Source organism: Gorillibacterium sp. CAU 1737, assembly GCF_039888655.1.
Taxonomy (GTDB): domain Bacteria; phylum Bacillota; class Bacilli; order Paenibacillales; family NBRC-103111; genus Gorillibacterium.
Genome location: NZ_JBDQQO010000001.1, coordinates 468,820 through 492,812, shown reverse-complemented (window position 1 = coordinate 492,812; position 23,993 = coordinate 468,820). Strand labels below are relative to the sequence as shown.

The following is a 23,993-nucleotide window of genomic DNA, read 5'->3' as shown; positions in this document are numbered from 1 at the left end:
GTAATAAAGAGGAGCCAAGCGGATCGCCCGCTCGGCTCCTCTTTTCGTAAGGAAGACTGCTAATTTCCATATACCTCAAATGAAAAGTGCCCCGCACAGACGTTCTTGGGTAACCCATTGTAGACAATTCTTACGTACCTCCCGGAGGCAATAAAAGAGTCCCGTCGCGTTTGTTCGGTTAAGGTTTGACCCGTTTGGTTCGCTGCAACCTTCCATTCGTTCCCGTCTACCGATGTTTGAATGACATACAGGAAATTGCCTTCCTGATGAAACGTCACCCGGGTCCCGGTAATGAACTTTTCCTCCCCCAAGTCGACTTGCCACCAATGGCCGGATCGATCGTCAGCCGCCATCCACATCGTATGAGCGAGGCCATCATTTCCATAATGAGCTTCGAATTGGTTATCTTTCACACTGTCGCTCAAGGCGTATTTCCCTAAAGCGAGTTCCCGTTCTTGAAAGGGTTGCGCTTCTTCCGAATCGGCGTTAAGCTCTTTCTTTTTCAGCAAATTACGGAGATCTTGGACCTCCACGGTCATGTTCGGGGCAAATGCCTCCGTAGACATGTACCGAATCAAACTCTCTCGAAGCTGAACCGCTGCAGGCCGGTTCTCTAATTCATCTTCAACATTGATCCCGCAAATGAGCAGCTTACCCGCGCCGACAACATATTCCGTTAGATTCGTCATTTTCCAATTATGATAGAAGTTTGGAATCACTTGAACAATCGGGTCAAACGGAAGGCCTTCCGGGATGACAAGCGATATTGATCGATCCAGCAGGTCTTTCCATTGATACTCCGCATACGTTTGGGTCGGAAATCCCTTCAAAGCCGCGTGATCCGATTGTATTACAACTCCGCAAGGATTCTCCGTCGCAAAGTGAACCGGACTCCAAAAGACAGGATGGAACTTTCCGGGAGCCGAATTCTCCAGATCGGTCTGGTTGAGGAGAAGAAGAACTCGCGCTCCTTCCGTCAGCTTGCGAAGCAGCTCTTCGTCCAAACGGTTTGCAACCGTAATTTCACATTTCTCGTCGGGCTCGGGCTTCTCTTCTGCAACGGCATAGACCCAAATCGGCCATTCGTTGCTTAGTTCCGTATCCTCCATTTCCAGGGTTACCGTGTAACGATCGCTTTTCCGAACCTTCTTCAAAGCGTCCGAAGTCAACCCTCCCAGCGAAATCCCCGATCCCCATGGAATGTTCTCCGTTTCGATTGTGCCGCAGTCAGCGAGCTTCCCTTCCCCATCCTTGATGCTCCATTTGATGCGGGACGGCGGAAGTTCGGTTTCACCAAAATGAGCAATGTTAACCTCGGCAGTAAAAGGGTCGCCTGCTCGGTAGATCCGTTGAGGCATCCGAAGCAGAAGAACCGTTGGCCCGCAGAAGCGGCGGAATTGACGAGGGGCTATCAACCCTTTGGACTCCCAGAAGGCATTCAGGATTCCGACGGTAGCCGTGCTTTGCCCTGGAAAATCATGCAGATCAAGCAGCTGAAATCCGCCGAGCTCCGGTGTGCGGAGGGCCGCTTCTATTTCATCCCGGTACAACTGAAGCGCCAGCATACCGGATCCATGCACAAAGCGGCGAATATCCTTATCGATTCCCCGTCTGACCATGTCCTCACGGATGACCTCCAGATTCACCGGGCGCAAAGCTCCATGGTACCGATCAATCTCCTCCACGTCAGGATAAACCGAATACTGACCGACTTCATGTGTAACCACAGGTACAGGCCGCCTGGCTATGGCCTCGCGAAAGTCGAGTTCCGTGGAAGTCGATAATTCGTCAAGGAAGTACTGGCCCCGAGCTCCCACTTCATCCACGGTTTGGGCACAGAATAGATCATCCGCCGGATCCAGCGGTCGATCCCAGTTGGTCGTTAGCGTATACAGCCGTCTGTTATCGATTGCTTTTAGATCGGCAACCATCCGATGGAGTAAATCAAAATCTCCGTTCAGCTCATTTCCATTGCTGTAAATGCAGAAGGAAGGATGATTTCCGTAAGCTTCTATAATCCGTCGAGCCTCCATAGGTAAATAAGAATAATGGTCAGGATGTGCCCCGACCGGCGTATTCCAGGTGTCCATCCATAGGGGAGCCTCTACCTGGAGATAGATTCCTAATCGGTCTGCTGCTTCAAATGCGGTTTCCGGCGGACACCAGGAATGAAATCGGATATGATTCAAGCCGTACTCTTTTGCGATGGTGAACAATCGATCCCACGCGCTGACCTCCATCGGAGGGTGGCCTGTAAGGGGGAAAATGCAGCATTCCAAAGTTCCCCTTAAAAACACCGGTCTTCCATTGACCTCCAGCAACCTTTCGTTTCGCTTAAAACTTCTAAGTCCGAACGTTTGCGTGGCATGGACTTGAACAGCCTCTCCGTCCTGATCCATTCGCCCTTCGATCTTCATCTCATAGACGTTGGGATGGAACTCATCCCATAGCAGCGGATGATCTCCCATGTCATAGAACCATTCAAAGGATTCCGAGGAACCCGCCGCTATGAACAACTCCTCTTCGATGGCTGGTACGGTATGCCTGTTCTCCCCAGTAAGAGTCTCAGCGTACATGCTAATGGCAACAGCAGCCTCTGCTTCCGTAAGATTATGACATGTCCCTTTCACCATAACCGAACGCAGATCTGGTTCCGGGTAGATTTGCAGATTTGTGATGTGTACCGGTTCCACAACTTGGAGCTCGATTCTACCGACTATTCCGTTCCAGATCGACTGGGTTTCTTCGGTGTATGCGCTAGGGTGGGTTCCCAGATTCTGAATATCGCGGTTATCGATTCGGATGGCAATCCGGTTCGTCTCTCCTACTCGGATATATGCCGAGACATTATACTCATGGGGAACAGACAGGCTATCCTGCTGACCGACAAGTTCGCCATTCACCCAAACCGTAGATTGGAACATCACGCGTTCCAGGAAGAGCGAGAATGGCTTGCCTATCCATTCGGCGGGAACTTCCGTCTCCACTTCATACCAGGCCGCTCCGATATAGGAATATCGTTGACGAAGAGAACGAACCGTTTCCCTGTTTAGCTCATCCCCCCATTCCTCGGCATGGCCTACGCCATTTAATGTCAAGGTACCGGGAAGCGTAACCACACCCTGAGCTGCAAAGGATTGATGTTGATGCCAAACCTCGCTTTCCCCTTGGTCTTGCGGATCAAGCGCATAGTTCCACAGCCCTGCTAGATTGATGCCTCTTTCCGGTTGAATTCCAGCCATCTCTTCACTCTCCGTTCCCGTCAGATAGGGACTCCTTGCTCAGCCGCAGATGCAGCCCCGAGCCGATATGGTTGCAATCCAGCCGCAGGGCTTCATGGAACTCTCCTTCTGCCGCAGCCTGTTGACCGAGGCCAAGCAGTCCAAGCCCTCTCATGAACCGGCAGTGGATTTCGTTCTTCTTGTTGAGGTCTTCGTCGAAGACGAGGAAGTCCGGCAACGAGACGGCAAAATAGTCGATCTTCACGTCGTCGAACAGATGCTTCTCCGCGTAATCCACCAGTTTGTTGAACCGGCGTTTCGCTTCCTGTACATTGCCCAGCTTTAGCCAGGCCAATCCTTGATAAAAGATCATTTCCGGCGGCTGGTCGTTGTAGTACATGGCGCTCGTCGGTTCCTCCAGTCCACTCGAGGCTACGCGGAACGCAGCTTCCGCCTTTTCCCGCTCCTCCAAACCTTCGTAAGCACAGCCGAGATAATAATAGACATTGTTCTCCTGCGCACCGGCCAGCTTGCCTTCCCCAAGGTTAAGCGGATAGACAAGCGCTTTATGCAGCAGCTCAACCGCTTGCCCGTAATGGCCCGCCTCCATGCTTTGTTTTGCCAGTTCGACATGCGCCAGCACATATTGCCCGGTCGCCTTGCCTTCGCCGCCCTCCCACGGATGGAAATTCCGCGCGGCTAGCAGCGCCAACGCCTCCTCCTGTTTCCCGAGCAAGTTGTGCAGAGCTACGTATTCGATATACAGATCATCGCGAGCGCTGATAAGTCCGATATGCGACTCCAGGAAATTCAGGCGTTCTGCCGCCGTAAGCCCCATTTTCTTGTACAGCTGGTCCAGCTCGAACAATATGCGGGCATCGTCCGGCTCACAGGCCAAAGCCTTCTCCAGAGAGATCCGTGCAGCGGCAGCGTCGCCCCGTTTGTTGGAATAGGCCAACGCCAGGTTCCGATGCACGACCGAATAGCTGTCGTCGATGGCGCGCGATTGCTCCCACAGAAGAACGGCTTCCTGATGACGTTTCTTGTCGTAGAGCAGGTTGCCAAGATAATAGCGGGCTTTGGCATCTGCGGCGTTGGCCGAAATGACATAGTCCAGCACCTGAAGCTCGAACAGCGAATTCGGGAACACGTAATCGGGAGCCGCGGCGCTGCCGGCAGCAAGATAACGCTCCGCTGCTTCGGCTTGGCCGAGTTGGCCGTACAGGTAGCCCAGCGTGTAGTGGACGAGCGGATCCTGCGAGCCGTTCAACAGAAGCAGCACGCCCGCTGCATCTTCGTATAAGCCGGCGGCGGCATAATCGGAAGCCAGCTCCAGGTAGTTCCTCGGCTCACCGCGCAGCAGTGCCTTGAATTCGTCGAGCGCGGCGGCGGATGCGTCGCGTAAGCCCAATGCTTCGCGGATGATAGCGAGCTCGTAAGTAGCGCCGAAGTCGGCGACATCCAGCTTCAGCGTATCTTCTGCGAATGCGGTAGCTTCGCACAGTCTGCCCAGCTTGCGCAGCGCGGCCGTTTTGACATTGCGCGATTTGTAGTTGCGCGCGTTGCGGATCAGTGAGCGCTCGGCCAGGTCGAGCGCCTCGGCGAAATTCCCCTTGGCGGCGGCAATTTGCGCCAGGGAGAAATATCCGCCATCCTGCCATGCCGCGCTCCAGACCGCCTTGTAGAAGGCGGCGTACGCTTCGTCCAGGCGCCCCTGCAGCTTGAGGCTGAGTCCAAGCTGATAATAGGCTTCGCCGTCATACGGATTCGGGTTCCGCCACGTAACCCGCTTGACCGCCTTGCGGAAATGCTGCTCGCTTTCCGCGAACAGCCCTCTGCGCAGCAGCAGGGTACCGTAGGCGATGTTGATCCGGCTGTCTCCTTCGTCGCGCTTGAGCCCTTCCAGGTAATAGGACTCCGGCTCAAAGGTGGCATGGCGGTACTGCTCCAGGTGCAGCCCGGCCAGATAAAGCTCTTCATTGGTAGCCAGCTCGGCCGGTTCCGGCAGCGGCTTAGCGGCATCCGGTACCTGTTCGATCTCTTTTTTCTGCGGTGCGTAAGCAACAAGCAAGACACCTGCCGCATCTTTTACCGAAAGCACTAGCTCGTGATCCTGCACACCCGAAGCAAGCTCAACTTCCGCCGAGAACGTCTCCGCTGGCGTCAGTGTCAGCCTCTTGGCCAGAAGAAGACCTTGCGGTCCAGAGAGCTCAACCGTGGCATCCTCATAGCGGGACGTCGTATACACATAGACGGACGCAAGGCTTTGCCCTTCATCCACTTCAAGATTGACCGCTGCTTCGGTGGTTGCATTCTTGACGACGCCGATGTTTTTGTAAGGCATGAAGTATTGGGTAAAGGTCTTCTCTTCATATGGTTGCAGCCACGTAAAGTCCGGCTGGTTGTCCGTAAATACGCCGGTCATCAGCTCGATGTACGGACCGTCCTCGTCCGTCAGATTGCGGTCCCAAGCCTGGCCGAATTCTCCGTTGCCCCAAGTCCATTGCTTCTTACCCGGCGAGATGTGATGGTTGGCGACATGCAGCAGTCCAGCCTGCACGGAATGGTCGTAACCGCCCACGAAATTGTAATCCGACTTGTACGCCATGTAGGACGTCGGCACGGGGATATTCTTGTAACGAGATATGTCTACGCCGGAGGAGTAATCCATCTTGTAGTAAGTGCCTGTTGCGATCGGGTAGCGGGAGACGTCCCGTTTTCCGTGATCGAACACCGCGGTCACATCGGGAGGAAAAACGGACTGGGTATGGTCGTTGACGGCCACGGCCGGATTCGCCCACCACAGGAACGTTTGCGGCTCCGGGGTGCGGTTGTACAGCTGCGCCGAAATCTCCAGATAGGCTTTGTCCGGATATAGAGTAAAGCCAGCCGTCACCTTCGTGCCGTACATCCGGTCGATTTCGCTGACCCAGCAGGTGACGCTGCCGTCCGCTTTCTCCTCCAGCTTGTATTCGACGGGTCCGTACGTGTTCGGACGGTGATGCTGCGGCCAGTTGAACTCGATTCCGCCGGAAATCCACGGCCCGGCCAGGCCGACGAGCGCCGGCTTGATCACCTGGTTGTAATAGACAAAATCATAATCGTTCGTGCGGTCAACCGCGCGGTAAATTCGTCCTCCCAGTTCCGGCATGATTTCAATACGCAGGTACGGGTTCTCCAGCACGACGATTTGATAAGGAGCTGGCTTCTTTTCGTCTTCGATCTTCTCGACAACGGGATGCGGATAAACCCGTCCAGAGCTTCCCTGATACACGCGTTTCTCCAGAAACATTGGGTTTTTATTCGGTTCACCGATTCCATAGGTCGGGATCTGCACGGTTTCTTCCCAAATCTTTGCGGTAGAGGCTCTATCCATCCCACAATCACTCCCGTGTGTAAAGGTAAGGTATACGTTCACAATACAGGAGGACGTGCGGCCTTACCATTCACGAAATTCGGAACATGATGGACGATTCTCTTATGCAACGTTATACTGGGCTTGATCAAGCAGAGAGGGGATTCCCCATTGTGAAAAAGACAAAAGGCTTTAAGTCGGAAAAGATCATCGTCCTCCCCGCCTATCAGCTGGAGCAAATTACCGCACATCCGCTCAACCGAAACCTGTACGTCACGGATATCGGCTTTTTCCCGCGCGCGCGTAATCATTACAGGGAGCGGCCGCAAGGCTGCGATACCTGCATCTTGATCTATTGCGCCGAGGGAGCAGGCCGCGTCGTCATCAACGGAATTGAGCATGAGGTAATGGAGCGGCAGCTCATCGTCCTCCCGGCGGACACACCGCATGCCTACTGGACGGATACCGAGCATCCATGGACGATATACTGGTTCCACTTCAAGGGTGACCAGGCGGCAGACTATGCGACTCTCCTCAAAGGCGGGGCCTCTCCGTTGACGCTATCCGCTGTGGATTCCGAGAAGTTCATCACGCTCTTCCATCAATGCTTCGACTTGTTGTCCGGGGGCGCCTACTCTCCGGCGCATCAGGTTCTTGCGATGCAGACAGCCGCTTATGCGTTGAGCACACTTGGGCTCATTCCCGAGCGCGAGGACGAGGATCGCAGGAAGCAATCTATCGAAACCGCCATCCACCTGATGAAGATGAAGCTGGAGGAAAGTCTGACTCTGGACGAAATCAGCCAGTATACGCAAATTTCCAAGCAGCATCTCAATCATCTGTTCAAAACCTCGGTCGGGTTCGCCCCAATCGATTATTATCTCCGTCTGAAAATGCAGCGCGCCTGTCAACTCCTCGACCTAACCGCACTCAGCGTCAAAGAGGTCTGCCATACGCTCGGCTTCAAGGATCCGTACTATTTCTCGCGACTGTTCCGCAAGATCATCGGGCTATCACCCACCGATTACCGGAACAAGCTGAAGGGGTAAACGGGAAAACGGACAGTACGATTGCGTTTGGTGATCAGGGAATCGTTCAATCGTACTCAACTTGCTAAAATCCCCTCATATTTTCATCTAGAATCCGCACAACCTCGTCCATGCAATCTGCAAATCTGCGGATTTGCTTCACGATGGGGTCGCGTGTCTCTTTCACTTGTAAGGTTTCTGTCTTACAGCCAAAAGCACCGCCGAGCGTTTCCAGATTAGAATCGCCATATCGTTGCTTCATTTCTTCGCGTTCTTCGGGCGAGTGAACATCCTTTATCCAATGACCGCCATTCCACAGGTAATTCATGATTCGGTATTGCTTGCGCACGTCTTCCAAGAATGTGAAATCCGGGTTCAGCTCTTGAGCCTTTTCAAGAAACTCTTGGCTCCCTCCGCTGTTGGTTGCCAAATTCAATACATAGACTTCGTAAGTGAAAAAGTCCACGTTGACCTTGTCAAATTTGCCATTTTCAATGTCATTTGCCCATAAGTGAAACGCTTCTGCGCCGAACACATACTCGTCTGTTTTCATGGTTAGCAATTTAGGCAACTGGATGATCGCTTCACGGTAGATTTGTTTTAGCGGCACCTCGCGGTTTTTATTGCCTGTGACTATCCATCCCTTTGTGTCATACTCTTCATTTTCAAACCGTTGTTCATCAAGAACCCAACGTTCTGGCGCTGTCATGTTTTCGCGCAAATACAGGAGCGTAGTGCCATCCCCTTCATACCCTACGATAACTCCCGGAGGACCGCCGTGATATAAAATGACGGGCACCCCCTTGTCGATGCTTGCCGTAATCCTTCTTATGTACTTTTCTTTCTCCGACTGAAGTTCACGAATGGAGATGGATTCAGCAGCGTAACCTAACTTATCAAAAACACTTGAGAACTTACGCAATCCCAAATAATAATCGGATGCGCTGTCACCCTTAAAGCTCTTTAATGAATAGAATGGAACGAAACTATCACCCGTTATGCCTGCAATCAACGAATAATCCGCAAATTTCATTTCCCCAATGCAATCCATCACATACCGTGCCGCACTGTTGAAATGGTAGTTCTCCCCACCCCTATTGAAAAAAACTCGGGGAATGTGCGGAATCATTTTTGTGTTCATATTAAAGCCTCCTCGTACTTCGATTCTTAGGAAGATGGGGGCAAAGGAGTTAAGCTTGCTCGAACTGCGTTTTGCTTCGGACGGTGTAATGCCGTGGAATCGCGTAAATGCCTTGGAGAAGCTTTCCGGTGAATCATACCGGTATTTCAATGCAGCATCCATGACTTTTGAATCGGGTTTCGCCAGTTCTTCGCCCGCCAGCGTCAATCTGCGGCAACGAATGTAATCCGCAATCGTCACCCCTGTGACGATGCTGAATGTACGTTGAAAATTTGCATTGGACGAGTAGGAATGTCTTGCGACGCTGTTGTTGTCTAATTCTTCATCTAGTAGGTGATTCTCGATATAGTTCAGCGCAAGTTGAATACTCTGGATCCAATCCATCTGTTCCCCACCCTCCTGAGAGTTATGGTAGCATCAAGGCGTCTCTTTATCCTGTCATAGAATGCTCGTTTGTGTCTAATGTCCAAATAAGAAAACAAGCGATCCATCGAGAGAAAGGGTTAGCTGCCTTCTCGAAGATCGCTTGTTTGTTTTTAACGAGAACTTTTATCATCCAGGCTGCACTTTGTCAGCTTACATCCTCAGCTGCACTTGCTGTACCCGCAGTTTGCGCAGGTTTTGCAGCCTTCCGTATTGATCAACGAAATCGAGCCGCAGGCCGGGCACAGGTCCTTGCTGCTGTCATCATAGGCGTGCGCTTGCATCGGCTCCACGGCAGTCAGCCCAGGCGGGAGCGCAGACCCCGCCGCTTCGCTGGCGGCATGCGACACCGCCAAGTCGGCTTCGCTTAGGTAGCCCGCAGATGCGCTTCCTCCCGCTGGAGCGGTCGCCTCTGCATCGCTGATGTGGATCTCCAGCGCCTTCGCGACGGCATCAGCGATGGATTCTACGCGATTCGCACCGAAGCCGATGGCGCCGGAGCCGCCGATTCCCTTCAGGTGCTTGATGAGCAGACTCACCTTGTTGCCGTGATCGCCATAGCGCAGGAACAAGGAGCAGACGCGGCCGAGCGCTTCCGCCATGGCGAAGACGTCCGAGCCGGCTTTGCCCACGTTCAGGAAGATTTCGCTCGGTGCTCCGTTCAGGTCGTTGATGGTGATGTACGCCATTCCGAACGGGGTATTGATCTTATAAGTAGCCCCTCTTAAGATCTGCGGACGGCGTTTGTACTCCTTGTCGATCACCTTCGTTGCGGCCAAAGCGCTTGAAGCGGAGGCATCCGATGGGGCAACGGAAACAGCTGCTGGTTCCGTTTCTTCGGTGGTTGCTTTCTGTTCAGCCGGAGCCGCTTCCTCCTTCTTGTCCTCCTTCTTCTCGGTGGACAAGACCTGCTCGTTGCGGCTGCCGTCGCGGTAGATCGTTACACCCTTGCAGCCCAAGTCAAAGGCAAGCTCATACAGCTTCTTCGTATCCTCGACCGTGAAGTCGTTCGGGGCATTGGCCGTCTTCGAGATCGAGCTGTCCACCCAGCGCTGAATGGCCGCTTGCGCGCGGATGTGATCCTCCGCGGACAGCGTCATCGCGGTCACGAAGTGGGCAGGAAGCTCTTGTCCGGGGTGATTTTCCAGCCATTCCTGGGCGATCGGAACGTATTGCTTGTCAAAGCCAAGACGGCTTTGGCGGTAATATTCGAAGGCAAAATACGGCTCAATCCCGGTCGACGTCCCCACCATCGTTCCCGTGCTTCCCGTCGGAGCCTGGGTGAGAACCGTGACGTTGCGCATCCCTTGCTGGCGGATGGCCTCTGCCACTTCCGGGTAAGCCTCCGTCAGGTTTTTCATGAAGCCGCTTTGCAGGTACAGCTCGGTGTCGAAATGCGGGAAGGAGCCCTTCTCGATCGCAATTTCGGAGCTGGCCAGGTAGGCTTCCTTCGCCATGAAGCCGTACAGCTTGTCCAGGAAGAGCAGTGATTCCGGGCTCCCGTAGCGAATCTCCAGCTTAATCATCAGCTCGGCCAGCCCCATCGTGCCGAGGCCGACGCGCCGCTCGCCTTGCTGGTTCACCCGGTTTTCCTCAAAGTGATAAGGGGTCGTGTCAATGACATTGTCCAGGAAACGGGTCGACCAACGAACCACCTTGCCCAGCTCATCCCACTCTACATCGTTTTTGTCCGCATCATAGAACTTGGACAGGTTGACGGCGGACAGGTTGCAGACGCCCCAAGCCGGAAGACCTTGCTCCCCGCACGGATTGGTGCAGATGATTGGATTGAAATACCAGCTGTTGGACATCTGGTTGTAGTATTCCATGAACACGACACCCGGCTCCGCTGATTTCCAGGCGGATTCAATGATGGTATGCCAGACCTCGCGTGCCTTGACCGTGCGGAAGAGTTTGACTGGCTTGCCCGCCTTGCGCCATTTGTCGAGATCGCCGTCCCAGGTCTCGTTGTAGTCCTCCACCGTGGTATCCGGGAAGACGAGATCCCAGTCGAGGTCCTCTTTGACGGCTTTCATGAAACCGTTGCTGACGCAAACCGACAGGTTGGCGTTGGTGACCTGGCCCATCGTCTGCTTGACGGTGATGAAGTCAAGGAGATCGGGATGCCAGTCGTTCAGCATGAGCATGAGTGCACCGCGGCGGCTGCCGCCTTGTTCGATCAGCCCCGTCGTGTAGCTGAATAGGCCGCCCCAGGAAACGGCACCGGAGGACGAACCGTTAACCCCTTGCACGATGGCACGGCGCGGACGGAGTGATGACAGGTTGATGCCGACTCCGCCGCCGCGGGACATGATCTCGGTCATCTCGCTCAAGGTCGCCATAATGCCGCCGCGGCTATCCTTCGGCGAAGGAATGACGTAGCAGTTGAAGAGCGTCAGTTCTTCGCTTGCACCGGCTCCCGCCGCAATCCGGCCACCTGGAACGAGTTTCCAATCGTCAAGAATGTATCGGAACTTCTCCGTCCATTCTGCTTGCTTCTTAGGAGCTTCTACCAAAGACATGGCTTTCGCCAATCGATCCCATAGTTCTTCCGGGGTCTTTTCCAAGGTGAGCGTCAGTTTGTCGATGTTGGAGTGCACGACTTCCCCGCTCCTCGTGCGAACGGTCACCTCGCGGCCGTTGCGTTCCAGAACCTCTCCTACTTCCTTGGTCGGGAACTTCGGATCGTCCTTGGTCAGCACCAAGACGGTATCTCCCGGCTTCGTGTGACTCGTGTCCGCATCCTTGCGGGCATAACGGTCCAGAAAAATCTTCTCACTCAATCCTTCCAAGCGACCCGGTGTGTGTGTACTCATTCCACATCTCCTCCTATTCATCATCTGCTTGTCCGGTCCAGCGGGCAGAGGCAGGTAACCAAGCAAAATCACCATCCTGATCGAATGGCAAATCAATCGCAAGTACGAACCAGATTTAGTGACAAATCTCATTATATCGTACCACATTTAGTGTTTCGAGCGACAATTGTTCTATTTTTTATGGAAAATGCGACCAACCCTTCGCAAGAGAGAAAAAGGATTTTTCCTTCCAGGGGCGAATAGGTGTTGCTATACATCCTTCTCTACATAGGAATCCCCATTCGAAAGGTGATGACCATGAGCAAAACCAAAGAAGACTTGATCGCGAGCCTGGGCGAGTGGCTCAAACAAGCAGAAGCTTGGATGAGCCTGCCTGAGGAAGCATGGAGACAGCCGCTCGCTCCCGGGAAATGGACCGGCGCAGAAGCCCTTGCCCATCTTCTGAAATGGGACGACTATTTCCTTCAGAATGCCATCCGTCCTGCCGTTGCAGGTGAATTGCTGACTCTGATACATGTGGATTTTGACACCTTTAACTTGAAGGCGGCCGAATACGGCAGAGCAACGAAGCCCGATCAGCTGCTTCAAGAAGCCATAGCAGCCCGCAGTGAGGTTGTCGATTTGCTCCAACAACTTCCCGCCGATCTCTTCCTTCCGGAGCGAGGCTATCTGGATGGAGCCGGCCATCGCTTTGATCTGGAGGAGTACATTGTCGATTTTGCTTCCCACGACAAGCACCACCTCGACCAGCTCCGCGCTTTTTTCAGCCAAGCGAAGGAGTAGCCAACACCCTATTCGTTTCCCAAGTTCCCCCATACACCCAAGCTGTTCCGCGAGGAGCAGCTTTTTTTGTGCCAAATGTGACCAAACGCTCCCCCCATTCGTGTTAGAGGTGGAAGGAGGCAGCGCGCGATGTCGGAAGTCACGTCCCGGCCGGACGATCGGTTTACCCAAAACTATGAAGCCTATGGCACCATGCTCTACCGCATTTCCCTCCTCACGCTTGGCAATACGGCGGATGCCGAGGAAGCGGTGCAGGAGACCTTCGTGAAGCTGCTGTACCAAGCACCTGCATTCCGTGACCCCGAACACGAAAAGGCATGGCTGATCCGCGTGATCACCAACCATTGCCGGAGCCAGCGACGCGGGATATGGCACAGCCGTGTCCAGCGCATGGAGAACCTCGAAGAGTGGCTTCCCGCTGTGCGACAGCCGGACCGGCCCATTCTGGAGCAAGTCATGCTGCTGCATCGGCGATATCGAATCGTCTTGTATCTCCATTATTACGAGGACTATTCCGTGAAAGAGATCGCTGACTTGCTCGACATCGGGGAATCCGCCGTGAAGATGAGATTGAAACGCGGCAGAGAGCTGCTTCGGCTGGAACTGGAGGAGAAGGAAGCATGAACAAAGACCAATTTAAACGAGCCATCGATCAGGTGGAGCCTCCAGTAGAAATGAAGGAGCGAGTGAAACGGTATGTTGAGAACGCCGCAAAAAACCAGCAAAGGGCGGGTGAGTCCATGCGGATAACCAAAATGCTGCCCAAGCGTTTCGGCGCTGTGGCTGCCGGCTTCCTGATCCTTGCCTTGGCAGGTGGCATCTATTACGGATGGGAGCAAAGGAATGCGACTCCCCATGCCATTGGGCCCGAACCAACGACGACAACCGGGCAACTTGCCCCATCGGGCACCTCTACTCCGGGGTCGGTCCATCTTCCCAAGCTTGAGCTCCCGAAGGAAACCGGCCCGCTTATGGATATGATCGGGCTCTTCGTTTATAAGGGTCGCATCTACACCCAGACGGCTAGCAGCCTGGCTCCTGAACGAGCCAAAGACCTCCTTGGAGAGAAGGTCGGTCGGACCACAGGAGGGATCGACGAATGGAGCAAGCAAAGCGATTATGCCACGGAATTGGCTTCCACGATCGGGCAGAGTGATATCTATTCGGTCCAGGGCTACGACGAGAGCTTTCGCCTGATGACGTATGACCTAGTGGATGGACAAGTGTATGCACAGCTGTATGAAAACCTAAATGACCGCTCCCTTGTAAAAGGGGAAGATCTCTTTGGACTGCTTGGCTTAAAGAACGAGGTAACCTCGGCCGAGTATGTTACCTTTTCCAACTGGAATCAAGGGGAGAATCACCGAACCACGGTCGCGAATCGAAGCGCCGTCGATGAATTTGTAGATGCCTTGTATGAAGCAAAGCCTCTCGACCGAAAGGCTTACCTCGACACGGATCTCTATTCTGAAGAGAACGGTCAAGCCTTCCTGCACCTTGTGTTGAAGGACGGGACGGATGTCGAGCTGCGATTGTTCCAGCAAGGGTACGTTTCCTACGGGTTCGCGGATGTCCTGTTTAAGGTGGACGGATCGGCATTTGAGAACCTGTGGAAGGAATTGATGCAGCTGTAATCCGCCAGTAAGGAAATGATACTCGCGTGCCAAGCCCTTTCGCCCCTCCACTCTTGGAGTCGAAAGGGCTTTTTACATGCCGTTGCTTAGGGTTATGAAAATTCCATCCTTCGACCATACTAATCTCACATAGAGCGCGTGCTCAACTTGTCCTCCCTGGATGGCTTCGTTGACAGGCTCTAGCGAAACGGAGGAAACCCGATGCGCCAACCGGATACAAGCACCATACAGAAAACCTTGGGCGGCGGGCTCCCGATCCATTTCGAACGGGACTGGCTTGCCGATCTCCAGACACGTTTGGACCAGAACGGGCCTTGGGATTCCACTGCCCTCTTTCAGCTTGCTCTCGAATCGGAGGAGGCCCGCCTTGTAAAAGCTTTTGATTCGCTTCAATGCCTTCAGCATCTCCCGGATCTCACCCCTCTGCCCCATCAGATGGAGACCGCTCAGAAGGTGCTGTTCGATATGCGCGGAAGGGCCATTCTGGCCGATGAGGTCGGGCTCGGGAAGACGATTGAAGCAGGCCTTGTACTAAAGGAGTACCTCATCCGCGGGCTGGTCAAAAAAGTACTCATCCTCGTTCCCGCTTCACTCGTGCTCCAATGGGTACGGGAGCTCAATCAGAAATTCGGCATATCGGCCGCTGCGCAAAAGAAGGCGTACATGTGGGCGACGACCGATATCATCGTCGCCTCGCTCGACACCGCCAAACGTCCTCCTCACAAGGACATCGTGCTCGGTCTCGATTACGACATGCTGATTATCGACGAGGCACACAAGCTCAAAAACAAGAAGACCACCAACTATCATTTTGTCAACCAACTGCGCCGCAAATACTGCCTGCTTCTCACCGCCACACCGGTGCAGAACGACATGGAGGAGCTCTACAACCTCATCAATGTGCTGAAGCCGGGACAGCTCGGTGGACAGGGCAGCTTCCAGGACAACTATGTTGTCGAGAAGCGGACGCCAAAGAACGAGGGACGGCTGCAAACCGAGCTGTCCAAGGTCATGATCCGCAATCGCCGCTCGGACGGCGGCGTCGATTTCACCAAGCGGCAGGTCAAGAACATTCCGCTCACGCTCTCGCCGGAGGAGCAAGCACTGTACGACGGCGTTACCCGCTTCGTCAAGGAGCGCTATGACGAGATGGGCCGACAGACCGCGAGCGCCTTCACCCTGGTCACGCTCCAGCGAGAAGTGTGCAGCAGCCGCGATGCGGTGTTCGTGACATTGGTCAACCTGTTCAAGAAGTTGCCGGAGACCTCGCCCATGCGGCCTAAGGTGTGGGAGCTTGTTGAACTGATTCGCAGTATCCAGGCCAACAGCAAGGCGGAAAAGGTAATGGAGCTCGTCCAATCCATTCAAGATAAGGTCATCATCTTCACCGAATATCGGGCCTCCCAGGAATACCTGCTGAAGTTTCTGAAGGACCATGGACTGTCCGCTGTCCCCTATCGGGGCGGAATGAACCGAGGCAAGAAGGACTGGATGATGGATCTCTTCCGGGGACGCGCTCAGGTGTTGGTTGCGACAGAAGCCGGGGGCGAAGGCATCAACCTGCAGTTTTGCCATCACATGATTAACTTCGATCTCCCCTGGAACCCCATGCGGCTGGAGCAGCGGATCGGACGGGTGCATCGGCTCGGTCAGGAGCATGATGTTCATATCTACAATCTCTCGACTCGCGGGACCATCGAGGAGCACATCTTGAATTTGCTGCATGAGAAAATCAACCTGTTCGAGCTGGTCATCGGCGGGCTGGATGAAATCCTCGAATCGATGGAGCAAAAGGCTGCGCTCGAAAATGACCTGATGAAGCTCGTCATGGAAGCGGACAGCGACCAGGAGTTGAAAACGAAGCTCGACCGGTTGGGGGACGGGGTTTTAACGAAAGAATCGCCCCGCGCTGCTCGTGACTCCCGAAGGGCAGATGTTGACAAACGGACCGCTGCCAGCGTGTCTTCTCATGACGGAAGCAGATCGCGACGTCCAGCCGCAAGAGGCGGAGCCTCTCCAGGAAGCGGCTTGACCTCGTACCGCTTCCTGCCGGACAGCGGCGCCGTAACGGCAAACACCTTTCCAGAAGCTGCAGCGGTTGCGTCCACGGAGGAGGACTTCACATGAACAGCAAACAGGTGGAGCGCTACCTGCTCCGGTACTTGGAATCGATGAACTGCACCATCGAGGAGAAAACCTCCTCCTCGGTGCTCGTCAAGCTGTCGCCCGAAGCCGATAAGGACCTGACCGGGCGATCCTATTATTGGAGCTTCGTCGAGAAGACCGGCGTGAAGCCGGAACCGATGACGATGCGCTTCGTGTTTGACCCGGCGGCGGAGGCCCGCATCGGCACCGTCGCCGCGCCGGGAGCAAGCGGCTTGCCGCCGATGGCCGTTCCGGCGGGATTCTCTCCTCCCGCGGCGGCTGCTGGTGGCGCAACGCCGGCTGCTTCTCCTGCGCCCGCCCCTGTTGGCGCAAGGCCTGATATTGCCCCTCGCGCGCCTGCAGGAGGCGAGTCTCCGGCTACCGCGTCGGCCTCGTCGCTGCCCGCGAATCCGGCTGCTCCTGCCCCTGATTCCATCCTGGGCCGTTACTTTGGCGTGTCGCTTCCTCCCATTAGCCGGATTCCCACCGATACGGTAACGTTCGGCAGCCGGAGGCTGAACCAGATCTTCCAGGTCGTACGGCAGAAAGGGCGCTTCATCAGACTGTTTGAGGACAACGGGAAACCGGCAGCAGGCGCTGCGCCGTCCTCCGCCCATCCCTGGTTGTGCGTTAACTACCGCATCGACCTCATTTCGGACATGAAGCGAGAAGAGCTTCACTCCCTTGGCCTGCATCTCGGGACAGGAGAATTGGTGGAGGGCTTTTGGGAGGGGGTCCGCAAGCGCAAGCTCACGACGCGCATCCCGGCGGGGATCCACCTGCTCCCGGCCAAGTATACGCTGAACAAAGCGGCCTCGCTGCTGGAAGCCCACTTGGAGAAGAAGCTCAAAGGCTACGATCATCAATGGGCAGAGGACGCCAAGGAGCGCCTGTCTGAAGAACTTGCGCGTATTGATGGTTTTTACGAGGAAGCGCTGAAGGGACTTTCCGACGAGGAGAAAGAAGAAGGGTCCAAGCACTATACCATGAGACGGGAAGAAGCCGAATGGCAGTATGCCCCGCGAATTGTCGTATCGGTTGTGAATTCCGCGCTTTTGCACCTGACGTAAGGATGTTGTCGGAGCGCTGCTGACGCTAGCCGCTAAACCCCGGCATAATCCTTGAAAGAAAATGCCCCTTCGTCACCCATGAATAAACAAACTTCTCCGGGCATAGCTTGTACAATGACAGCATACAACGGATTCCCGAAAAAGGGTGGTGGCTTCGCATTGAACTCCTTCTCTCGAGCGGCGGTACGAACCGTATGGCTGATCTCGACCTGCTTGCTCCTGTCCGCAGCACCTGCTAGGGCAGAAGCTCCTTCCCCTTCCGCTCCGACGGTGGAGGCGCCTCTTCCCCTTCCCGATCGTTCCGGCTCCTCGTCAGCTAAAGCAACAACTGAAAACTCCGTCTCCCCCTCCGAAGCAGCAAGGGAAGCGCGAATCGAGGCCTGGATCAAGGAATTGTCCGGCAAGCCGGGCTTCGAAGCCTGGAAGGATGCCGTCCATCGCACCGAACCTCTGGGGCCTGGAACTCACTCCTGGTTGGTCTCACTCTCGACAGCTGACGGCACAGAGGCAGGCTACCTCGTCGTAACCTACGATCCCCAAGGTCAGCTCGGCCTTGCCGAGTATGGAACCGGTTCCTATCCCTTGTTCAGCATGAAGACGCTGCACCGCGTATTGGCGCAGCGTGGACTTATTCTCTTATCCGATGAAGCGGACAGCATCAAGAGGATGTACCTCGGGCCGCTAGAAAGCTACTGGATCGTTCCGACGGATGAGGGCATGCTCTACCTGGATGCCAAATCCGGGCAGCGCCTGCCAAAGCTTGACAAGACTTCATCCTCGCGAGCGCCCGAAGGGAGCTACTCTACTCTTCCCGCACAGGCAACGATTGAGAAGGAATGGCATGCCGAAGAACCAGGAAGCGACCCTCTGGATGGAGCGGACTGGATCCATCCACAAGCAAAGCAAGTAATCCTGCCGAATGCATCAGAGCTTTTATCCCAATTGATGAAGCGCCCTGTCCATTTAACGTTCACTCTGTATGAGGGTCAATGCATTTATCCTTTTTCATTGAACGGGATACACCTTTGGGTGAACGGCATTGCCTTTGTCTCTGTCGACCACGAAGGCAGCCGCTTTATCCCGTGGGCTTTCACCGAGCAGGCCATCTATACGCTTCCCCCATTTTAAGCTCATGTTTTTTGACCCAATTCGGCATCTGAACCTGCGATTTTGCGCAGCTCAGATGCCTTTTCTTTTATAAAAATTCTTATTATGGGTTTTATAGTATACAAATTCCATTTTATGTGTCTATAATTGAAGGGACATCTTCGTTTTCCCAATCATGGAATGCCATCCTTTTTCGAGGAGGTGCGGCCCATTATCGACAGAGCTTCCTGATGCATAACGGTCTGAACAAAATCACTGAAAAGGAGAGTTTGCTATGAAAAAAAAGCGTCTCGCTTTATTGACCGCAACAATGGTTGCCTGTTTCAGTTGGAGTCTCCCTTCCTCTGCTGCCGTTCTCTATCAAAGCGGCACATTAGGAGGATATAGTGTGTCCGCAAGTCTGTCTATGGGCAGCACAAGTGCAACCGCTTCCACCACAAGCGGCAAAGCGGGGGCGGTCGTTGCAAGAACTAGCTATACGTACGGCTTTGGCGTTGCTAGGTATACCGTCTCTGCAAGCAACTCGGCAAATAGTACGTACACGAGTGCAACCGCAAATTCAAATCACTACGGTTCTGTGTCTATTTCTGCAACAGGCAGTCATTCTGTCTCCTTTGACTCGTATTACTGGAGTCCAAACACTTCAACCCAATGATAACCAGAAAAAGCACAAAGAAGTTTGTTCTTCTTTGTGCTTTTTTTCACAATTTAGTCAAGGGAGAACGTTCATGAGCCGGATTAGAAAAATCATTACGCTGATCGTGGTTGGTCTGATCCTGTCCAGTTGTTCAAAGCAAGTCGACTACAGCGACAGCTATCAACCCGAAACCGACTACCCCATTCGCTTCCAGCAGCAGGCTAGTAATACCAGGATCGTTCCCAGTGAAGCGGGCTATTACATTCTGAATGCCAACTACCTCTACTATGCGGATAAATCATCCATGGAACCTGTTCTGCTGGATAATCGGCCCGACAACCAGTGTCTTCAACCCGACCAGACCGATCCTGCCCTTCATTGCTCGGCCTATGTCAACATTCCCGACACATACGGGTTTTTAGCCTATCACAAGAACAAGCTTTACACGCTTGAAAACCAAGCGATCTTTAAGAAGGATCAAGTCATTGCAGAGCGAACGCACCTCATGCAGGTAGCCAAAGATGGGTCGAGCCGAAAAAAAATGTTCACCTTCGAGTCGCTGCCGGTTTCCATCATCGTCCACCGAGGAAATGTGTACTACGCTCTTCGGGATTTCGATAAAGATTCGAACTTGCGCTATGAGGTTCGAACCTTTCCTCTGACTTCCTCTTCTCCTAAATCAAAAGTCATTTATAAGGGGCAGCTCCCAGAGGGAAGTATCCAAGGGTTAACGGCGTATGGGAAACACCTCTACTTCACGGAGTTCGCTCCCAACCTTACTCGCGTCATGCATTATGATATTCAAGAAAAGAACCTCACTCGTCTATTTACAGACGACGATTCTGTATACCCCACCTTGGAAGATATCGCTGACAATCAACTGGTATTCGGCTACTTCTATGGGACTCTTGAGGACAAGCGTTCCTGGGTTGTCTATTCCTCCAACCTGGATGGCAGTCAAATTCACAAACTTCCCGTAGATCGAACGTATCTGAGCATCTTTAGTGCGGATGATCGTTATCGTTATGCTCGTCCCCCCTGGTATTACTTGGATACCGACCCATTCCAGTCGATCCCCTATGAAATGACCGTCTATAGCCCCCAATATGAGGAACTGGGCAAAGTCGATATGACCGCCTTCAAGAAAGATCACTCCTTGATCATGGGCGACGATACCTACATGTTTGTTCGTTATGGCCAAAAAGGTTCCCAGCTCGTTAAAATCTTGAAAAAAACAGAATTCCCTACCCGTTTCCCTGTATTTCAGGATTTTCTTGAAACCCCTTATCGAACGGAGGGGTAGCCATGCACTTATTTGGTAATGAGCTTATGAAGGTGCTGCGAAAAAAACTGGTGTTCCTTCTCATTCCGTTGATGCTCATAGCAAATGGAGCCCTGTTTAGTAAGGAGCAGTGGAGTGAGCATGGCGATCTGATCCGCTATCGTTCTGAATTTGAACAAGTTGAAGAAGCCTATGCTCGCCTTCCGGTTCAGCAAGCAGCTGATAAAGCGATGGCTGACTACGAGACTCAGTTTGCTTATCTGGCCTTGCTGACAGCTGCAGCCGATCCGAGCAATCCCGTTTGGATTGCGGAGGCTGACCGGGTAACAAAGGAGCGCCCTGGGCTTCTCCAGAGCTTTGCGGCAAGTCCCTATTCCAAGGAACCCGACCTCTTACGAAAAGAGTTGCTCTTCTCCGAATGGCTTCTGAAGCAATACAAGGCCCTTACGGACTATCCCGCGTTTTTGGAAGAAATCAAACAGCGAGCAGAAAGCCTACTCACCGTATCCATTTTTCAGGAGCCGTCGTCCTATTCTTATCGAAATATAAAGAAAACAAGTGAAGACTTCGAATCGCTTGCAGGATTGGAATTGCGTCCGGGTTTGGAGGAAGGAATCGTTCGTGCTGCAACTTATCCCATTACGGATATTCTGGCTGCTGCTTCCATTCTTTTGATTGGGATCTATCTTTTCCTTTTCGAGAAGGAGACCAAAATAATCCCGCTTTTGAGATCTTGTGAGCGAGGGCGTCTATCACTTGGTATAGCGAAACTTTCGGCTCTTTTCACCTTGACTGCTCTCCTTGTGATCGCTTTTCATGGAACCATTCTTCTGCTTGGCTATCAATTTTATGGGTTTGGGGATCTGTCTCGGCCTATTCAGTCCATGAATGCCTTTCAACACAGCAACCTCCGGCTTACCGTTCTTCAGTTTCTGGTACTAATGAGCATTGGAAAACTATGTGCCTCCGTTGTTTTTGCATGGATCGCAGCCTTACTGTTTACCTTCTTTCATCGCGCGGCGCATGCTTTATTGGGACTAATTGGGCTAGTAGGAGGCAGCTTTGCTGCGACTTTGCTTCTTTCACCCTCGTCCACCTGGAATGCTCTGCAAAGCCTGAATGTTGTCGCATTCTTTGACTGCTATTCGATTCTCGCTCACTATCAAAACTTGAATATCCTGGGATATCCCATTGCGCGAAGCGCGTTAACCGCTAGTTTAACACTCTGGTTGCTGCTAACATTGCCCGTCCTTTGTACATGGAAATACGCTCATGGCTCCTCGCATAGTCCGCTCAGCCGAGGAGTCCCCCCTTATCTGGATAAGCTCCGACAGCGGCCACGTTCATACCCACTCTCGGTTTCCACACATGAGCTCCGCAAGCTTATGGTTACAGGAAAGGCCGGGCTTATTGTAGTGGTTGCGATCATGGTTGCGTGGCTTAGTATCGACCGTATCCCTCTTCGGTTCAATCAGGACCAGGCCGTTTACCAGCGCTATCTTTCTCAGTTGGAAGGGATGGTTACTGAAGAAAAACTCGATTTTCTTGAAAAGGAAAGGCAAGTCTATGCAGACCTCCCGAACGAAGAGAAAAAACTGACCCAAGACCAAAAGTTGGGAATGATTCTTCCCGCCACCTATCAGGAGCGGTTAGGCGAGCTGCAGCTTCTTGCTACCCGGCAAAAGGGATTTCAACAGGTAATGGAACAAGCAGATCGACTGGAACAGCTGAATAGGGAGAGAGGAATCGAGGGGTATTTCGTAAACGAGTTAGCATCGAGCTACTTGTTCGAACGTCCGACGGTGCAACTCGTGCAAGCCCTTCTTCTTATGGGTCTCCTCCAGGTAGGAATCAGCTCCCTCTTTCCATTGGACAGTCAAACGGGTATGGCTGCGATTCTTCGAACCACCTTGCACGGCAGAAGGCGTTTGTTTGCCATAAAATATGCGGCTGCCTTTGGTATAGCGATCCTGCTAACCGTACTTGTCTATTCACCGGCCTTCTTCAATTTGCAACAACACTTCCACAGGCTTGATTGGGCTGCTCCTGTGCAAAGTATCGAATCGTTCAAGACCTTTCCATTTGACATCAGTCTTCGTGTGTTCTTGTGGCTTGTAGCCGGACTCCAATTGTTCGGTACTTTCTGTTTAGTATCCTGTTCCTTGTGCGCTTCCCTTTTGATAAAACGTCAATCCCTTACTATTCTTCTCAACATGACACTCTGGGGATCGCCCCTTCTCATGGAATGGATGGGTCTTTCGTCAATCCGTTCGATCAGCTTTAACCAAACGTTCCTTCTGTACGCTGGCTTCTCCTCCACATCGATTCTAAGGATTATCGGTTATTTCATCATGCTAGCTGGAATGGCAATCTGCTCCCTCTGGCTAGGTTGGCGCAGCTACAATAAAGCTTCTTGGGGAGGGGTAAAGATTCATGCAGCTCGAACTGTCACATCTTCATAAAACCTATCGCCGTGGAAACAAGGTAGCGCTTCAAGACTTTTCGGCGACTTTGACTCCTGGCATCTACGGAATTCTTGGCCCTAACGGGGCGGGCAAATCCACGCTAATGAATCTGATGACCGATAACCTGCAACCCGATCAAGGAGATATTCGATACAACGAAATTCCCATTCGCAAGCTAGGAAAAGCATATCGGGCTAAGCTTGGCTACATGCCTCAGCAGCAAGGGATTTACGACGATTTTACCGGCAGACGGTTTTTGTGGTACATCGCTTCTTTAAAAGGATTGAGGCGAAAAATCGCGGCAGAGCGGATTGAACAATTGCTGGAGCTCGTCAATCTAGAACGAGAAGCGAATAAGAAACTCGGCTCCTATTCTGGAGGAATGAAGCAGAGAATTCTCATTGCTCAATCCCTCCTTAACGATCCAGAGCTATTGATTATGGATGAACCCACCGCAGGCCTTGATCCAAAAGAACGCATCCGCATTCGGAATTTCATTTCAACCATTGCGCTGAATAAAATCGTCGTATTGGCTACTCATGTAGTGAGTGATATTGAGTTCATTGCCAAGGAGGTTTTTCTGCTAAAGGGTGGCCTTCTCTTGGAAAGGAATAAACCGGAGGCTATCTTGAACGCTATGGAGAACAAGGTGTTTGAGCTTGAAATAGAGGAAAGCGAATTGCCGCTCATTCAGAATCGTTACAAGGTGAGCAATTTGAGCGGTGGGAACGGCTCGGTTTCCGTTCGAATCGTCAGTGATGAAATGCCTGCCGGCTACCAGGCAAAAGCCGTAAAACCCAACTTAGAGGATGTCTATCTTTACCGATTTGAATAGAAATAACCCGGCAGGCGCCCTCTTTCTTTTACCTGTCGGGTTTTGTAGGCT

General features: G+C 53.0%; 14 protein-coding genes. 10 read left to right on the top strand and 4 right to left on the bottom strand.

What is annotated here, in order from left to right:
* Window positions 1-59: 59 nt before the first annotated feature.
* Window positions 60-3,242 (bottom strand): galactose-binding domain-containing protein, encoded by a 3,183-nt coding sequence (locus tag AAFN83_RS02265; RefSeq protein ID WP_347766725.1) that lies wholly within the window; start codon window positions 3,240-3,242, stop codon window positions 60-62.
* A gap of 4 nt (window positions 3,243-3,246) precedes the next feature.
* Entirely contained in the window at window positions 3,247-6,597 is a 3,351-nt protein-coding gene (locus AAFN83_RS02260) for a DUF5107 domain-containing protein (protein WP_347766724.1), read from the bottom strand.
* A gap of 152 nt (window positions 6,598-6,749) precedes the next feature.
* Between AAFN83_RS02260 and AAFN83_RS02255 the strand changes: the two genes are divergently transcribed.
* Entirely contained in the window at window positions 6,750-7,625 is an 876-nt protein-coding gene (locus tag AAFN83_RS02255; RefSeq protein ID WP_347766723.1) for an AraC family transcriptional regulator, read from the top strand.
* A 64-nt stretch (window positions 7,626-7,689) separates the two neighbouring features.
* On the opposite strand, the gene AAFN83_RS02250 is transcribed toward AAFN83_RS02255, so the two are convergent.
* Window positions 7,690-9,129: a helix-turn-helix domain-containing protein gene (locus tag AAFN83_RS02250; protein ID WP_347766722.1), complete on the bottom strand. Its 1,440-nt coding sequence runs from the start codon at window positions 9,127-9,129 to the stop codon at window positions 7,690-7,692.
* A gap of 200 nt (window positions 9,130-9,329) precedes the next feature.
* On the bottom strand, window positions 9,330-11,984 hold the full coding sequence (locus tag AAFN83_RS02245) for an adenosylcobalamin-dependent ribonucleoside-diphosphate reductase (RefSeq protein ID WP_347766721.1): 2,655 nt from the start codon (window positions 11,982-11,984) through the stop codon (window positions 9,330-9,332).
* Window positions 11,985-12,281: 297 nt separating this feature from the next.
* Between AAFN83_RS02245 and AAFN83_RS02240 the strand changes: the two genes are divergently transcribed.
* The 9 genes from AAFN83_RS02240 to AAFN83_RS02200 all read left to right on the top strand — a co-directional run bounded on the left by AAFN83_RS02240 (window position 12,282) and on the right by AAFN83_RS02200 (window position 23,942).
* The gene (locus AAFN83_RS02240; protein ID WP_347766720.1) at window positions 12,282-12,767 is read left to right on the top strand and encodes a DinB family protein; all 486 of its coding nucleotides are present in this window, start codon (window positions 12,282-12,284) and stop codon (window positions 12,765-12,767) included.
* A gap of 129 nt (window positions 12,768-12,896) precedes the next feature.
* On the top strand, window positions 12,897-13,391 hold the full coding sequence (locus tag AAFN83_RS02235) for an RNA polymerase sigma factor (RefSeq protein ID WP_347766719.1): 495 nt from the start codon (window positions 12,897-12,899) through the stop codon (window positions 13,389-13,391).
* Complete coding sequence (locus AAFN83_RS02230) at window positions 13,388-14,401, top strand: hypothetical protein (protein WP_347766718.1); 1,014 nt, start codon at window positions 13,388-13,390, stop codon at window positions 14,399-14,401. The genes AAFN83_RS02235 and AAFN83_RS02230 overlap by 4 nt, the downstream gene beginning before the upstream one ends.
* 201 nt (window positions 14,402-14,602) lie before the next feature.
* A complete protein-coding gene (locus AAFN83_RS02225) occupies window positions 14,603-16,528 on the top strand; it encodes a DEAD/DEAH box helicase (protein ID WP_347766717.1) in 1,926 nt (641 codons plus the stop codon).
* Window positions 16,525-17,616, top strand: a complete 1,092-nt coding sequence (locus AAFN83_RS02220; protein WP_347766716.1) for a YqhG family protein — start codon at window positions 16,525-16,527, stop codon at window positions 17,614-17,616. Before AAFN83_RS02225 ends, AAFN83_RS02220 begins: the two co-directional genes overlap by 4 nt.
* 159 nt (window positions 17,617-17,775) lie before the next feature.
* Window positions 17,776-18,744, top strand: coding sequence for a hypothetical protein (locus AAFN83_RS02215; protein WP_347766715.1), 969 nt, complete (start codon window positions 17,776-17,778; stop codon window positions 18,742-18,744).
* 707 nt (window positions 18,745-19,451) lie between these two features.
* Entirely contained in the window at window positions 19,452-20,663 is a 1,212-nt protein-coding gene (locus AAFN83_RS02210; RefSeq protein WP_347766714.1) for a hypothetical protein, read from the top strand.
* Window positions 20,664-20,665: 2 nt separating this feature from the next.
* Window positions 20,666-23,104 (top strand): hypothetical protein, encoded by a 2,439-nt coding sequence (locus AAFN83_RS02205; RefSeq protein WP_347766713.1) that lies wholly within the window; start codon window positions 20,666-20,668, stop codon window positions 23,102-23,104.
* Window positions 23,076-23,942: an ATP-binding cassette domain-containing protein gene (locus tag AAFN83_RS02200; protein WP_347766712.1), complete on the top strand. Its 867-nt coding sequence runs from the start codon at window positions 23,076-23,078 to the stop codon at window positions 23,940-23,942. Before AAFN83_RS02205 ends, AAFN83_RS02200 begins: the two co-directional genes overlap by 29 nt.
* Window positions 23,943-23,993: the final 51 nt, after the last annotated feature.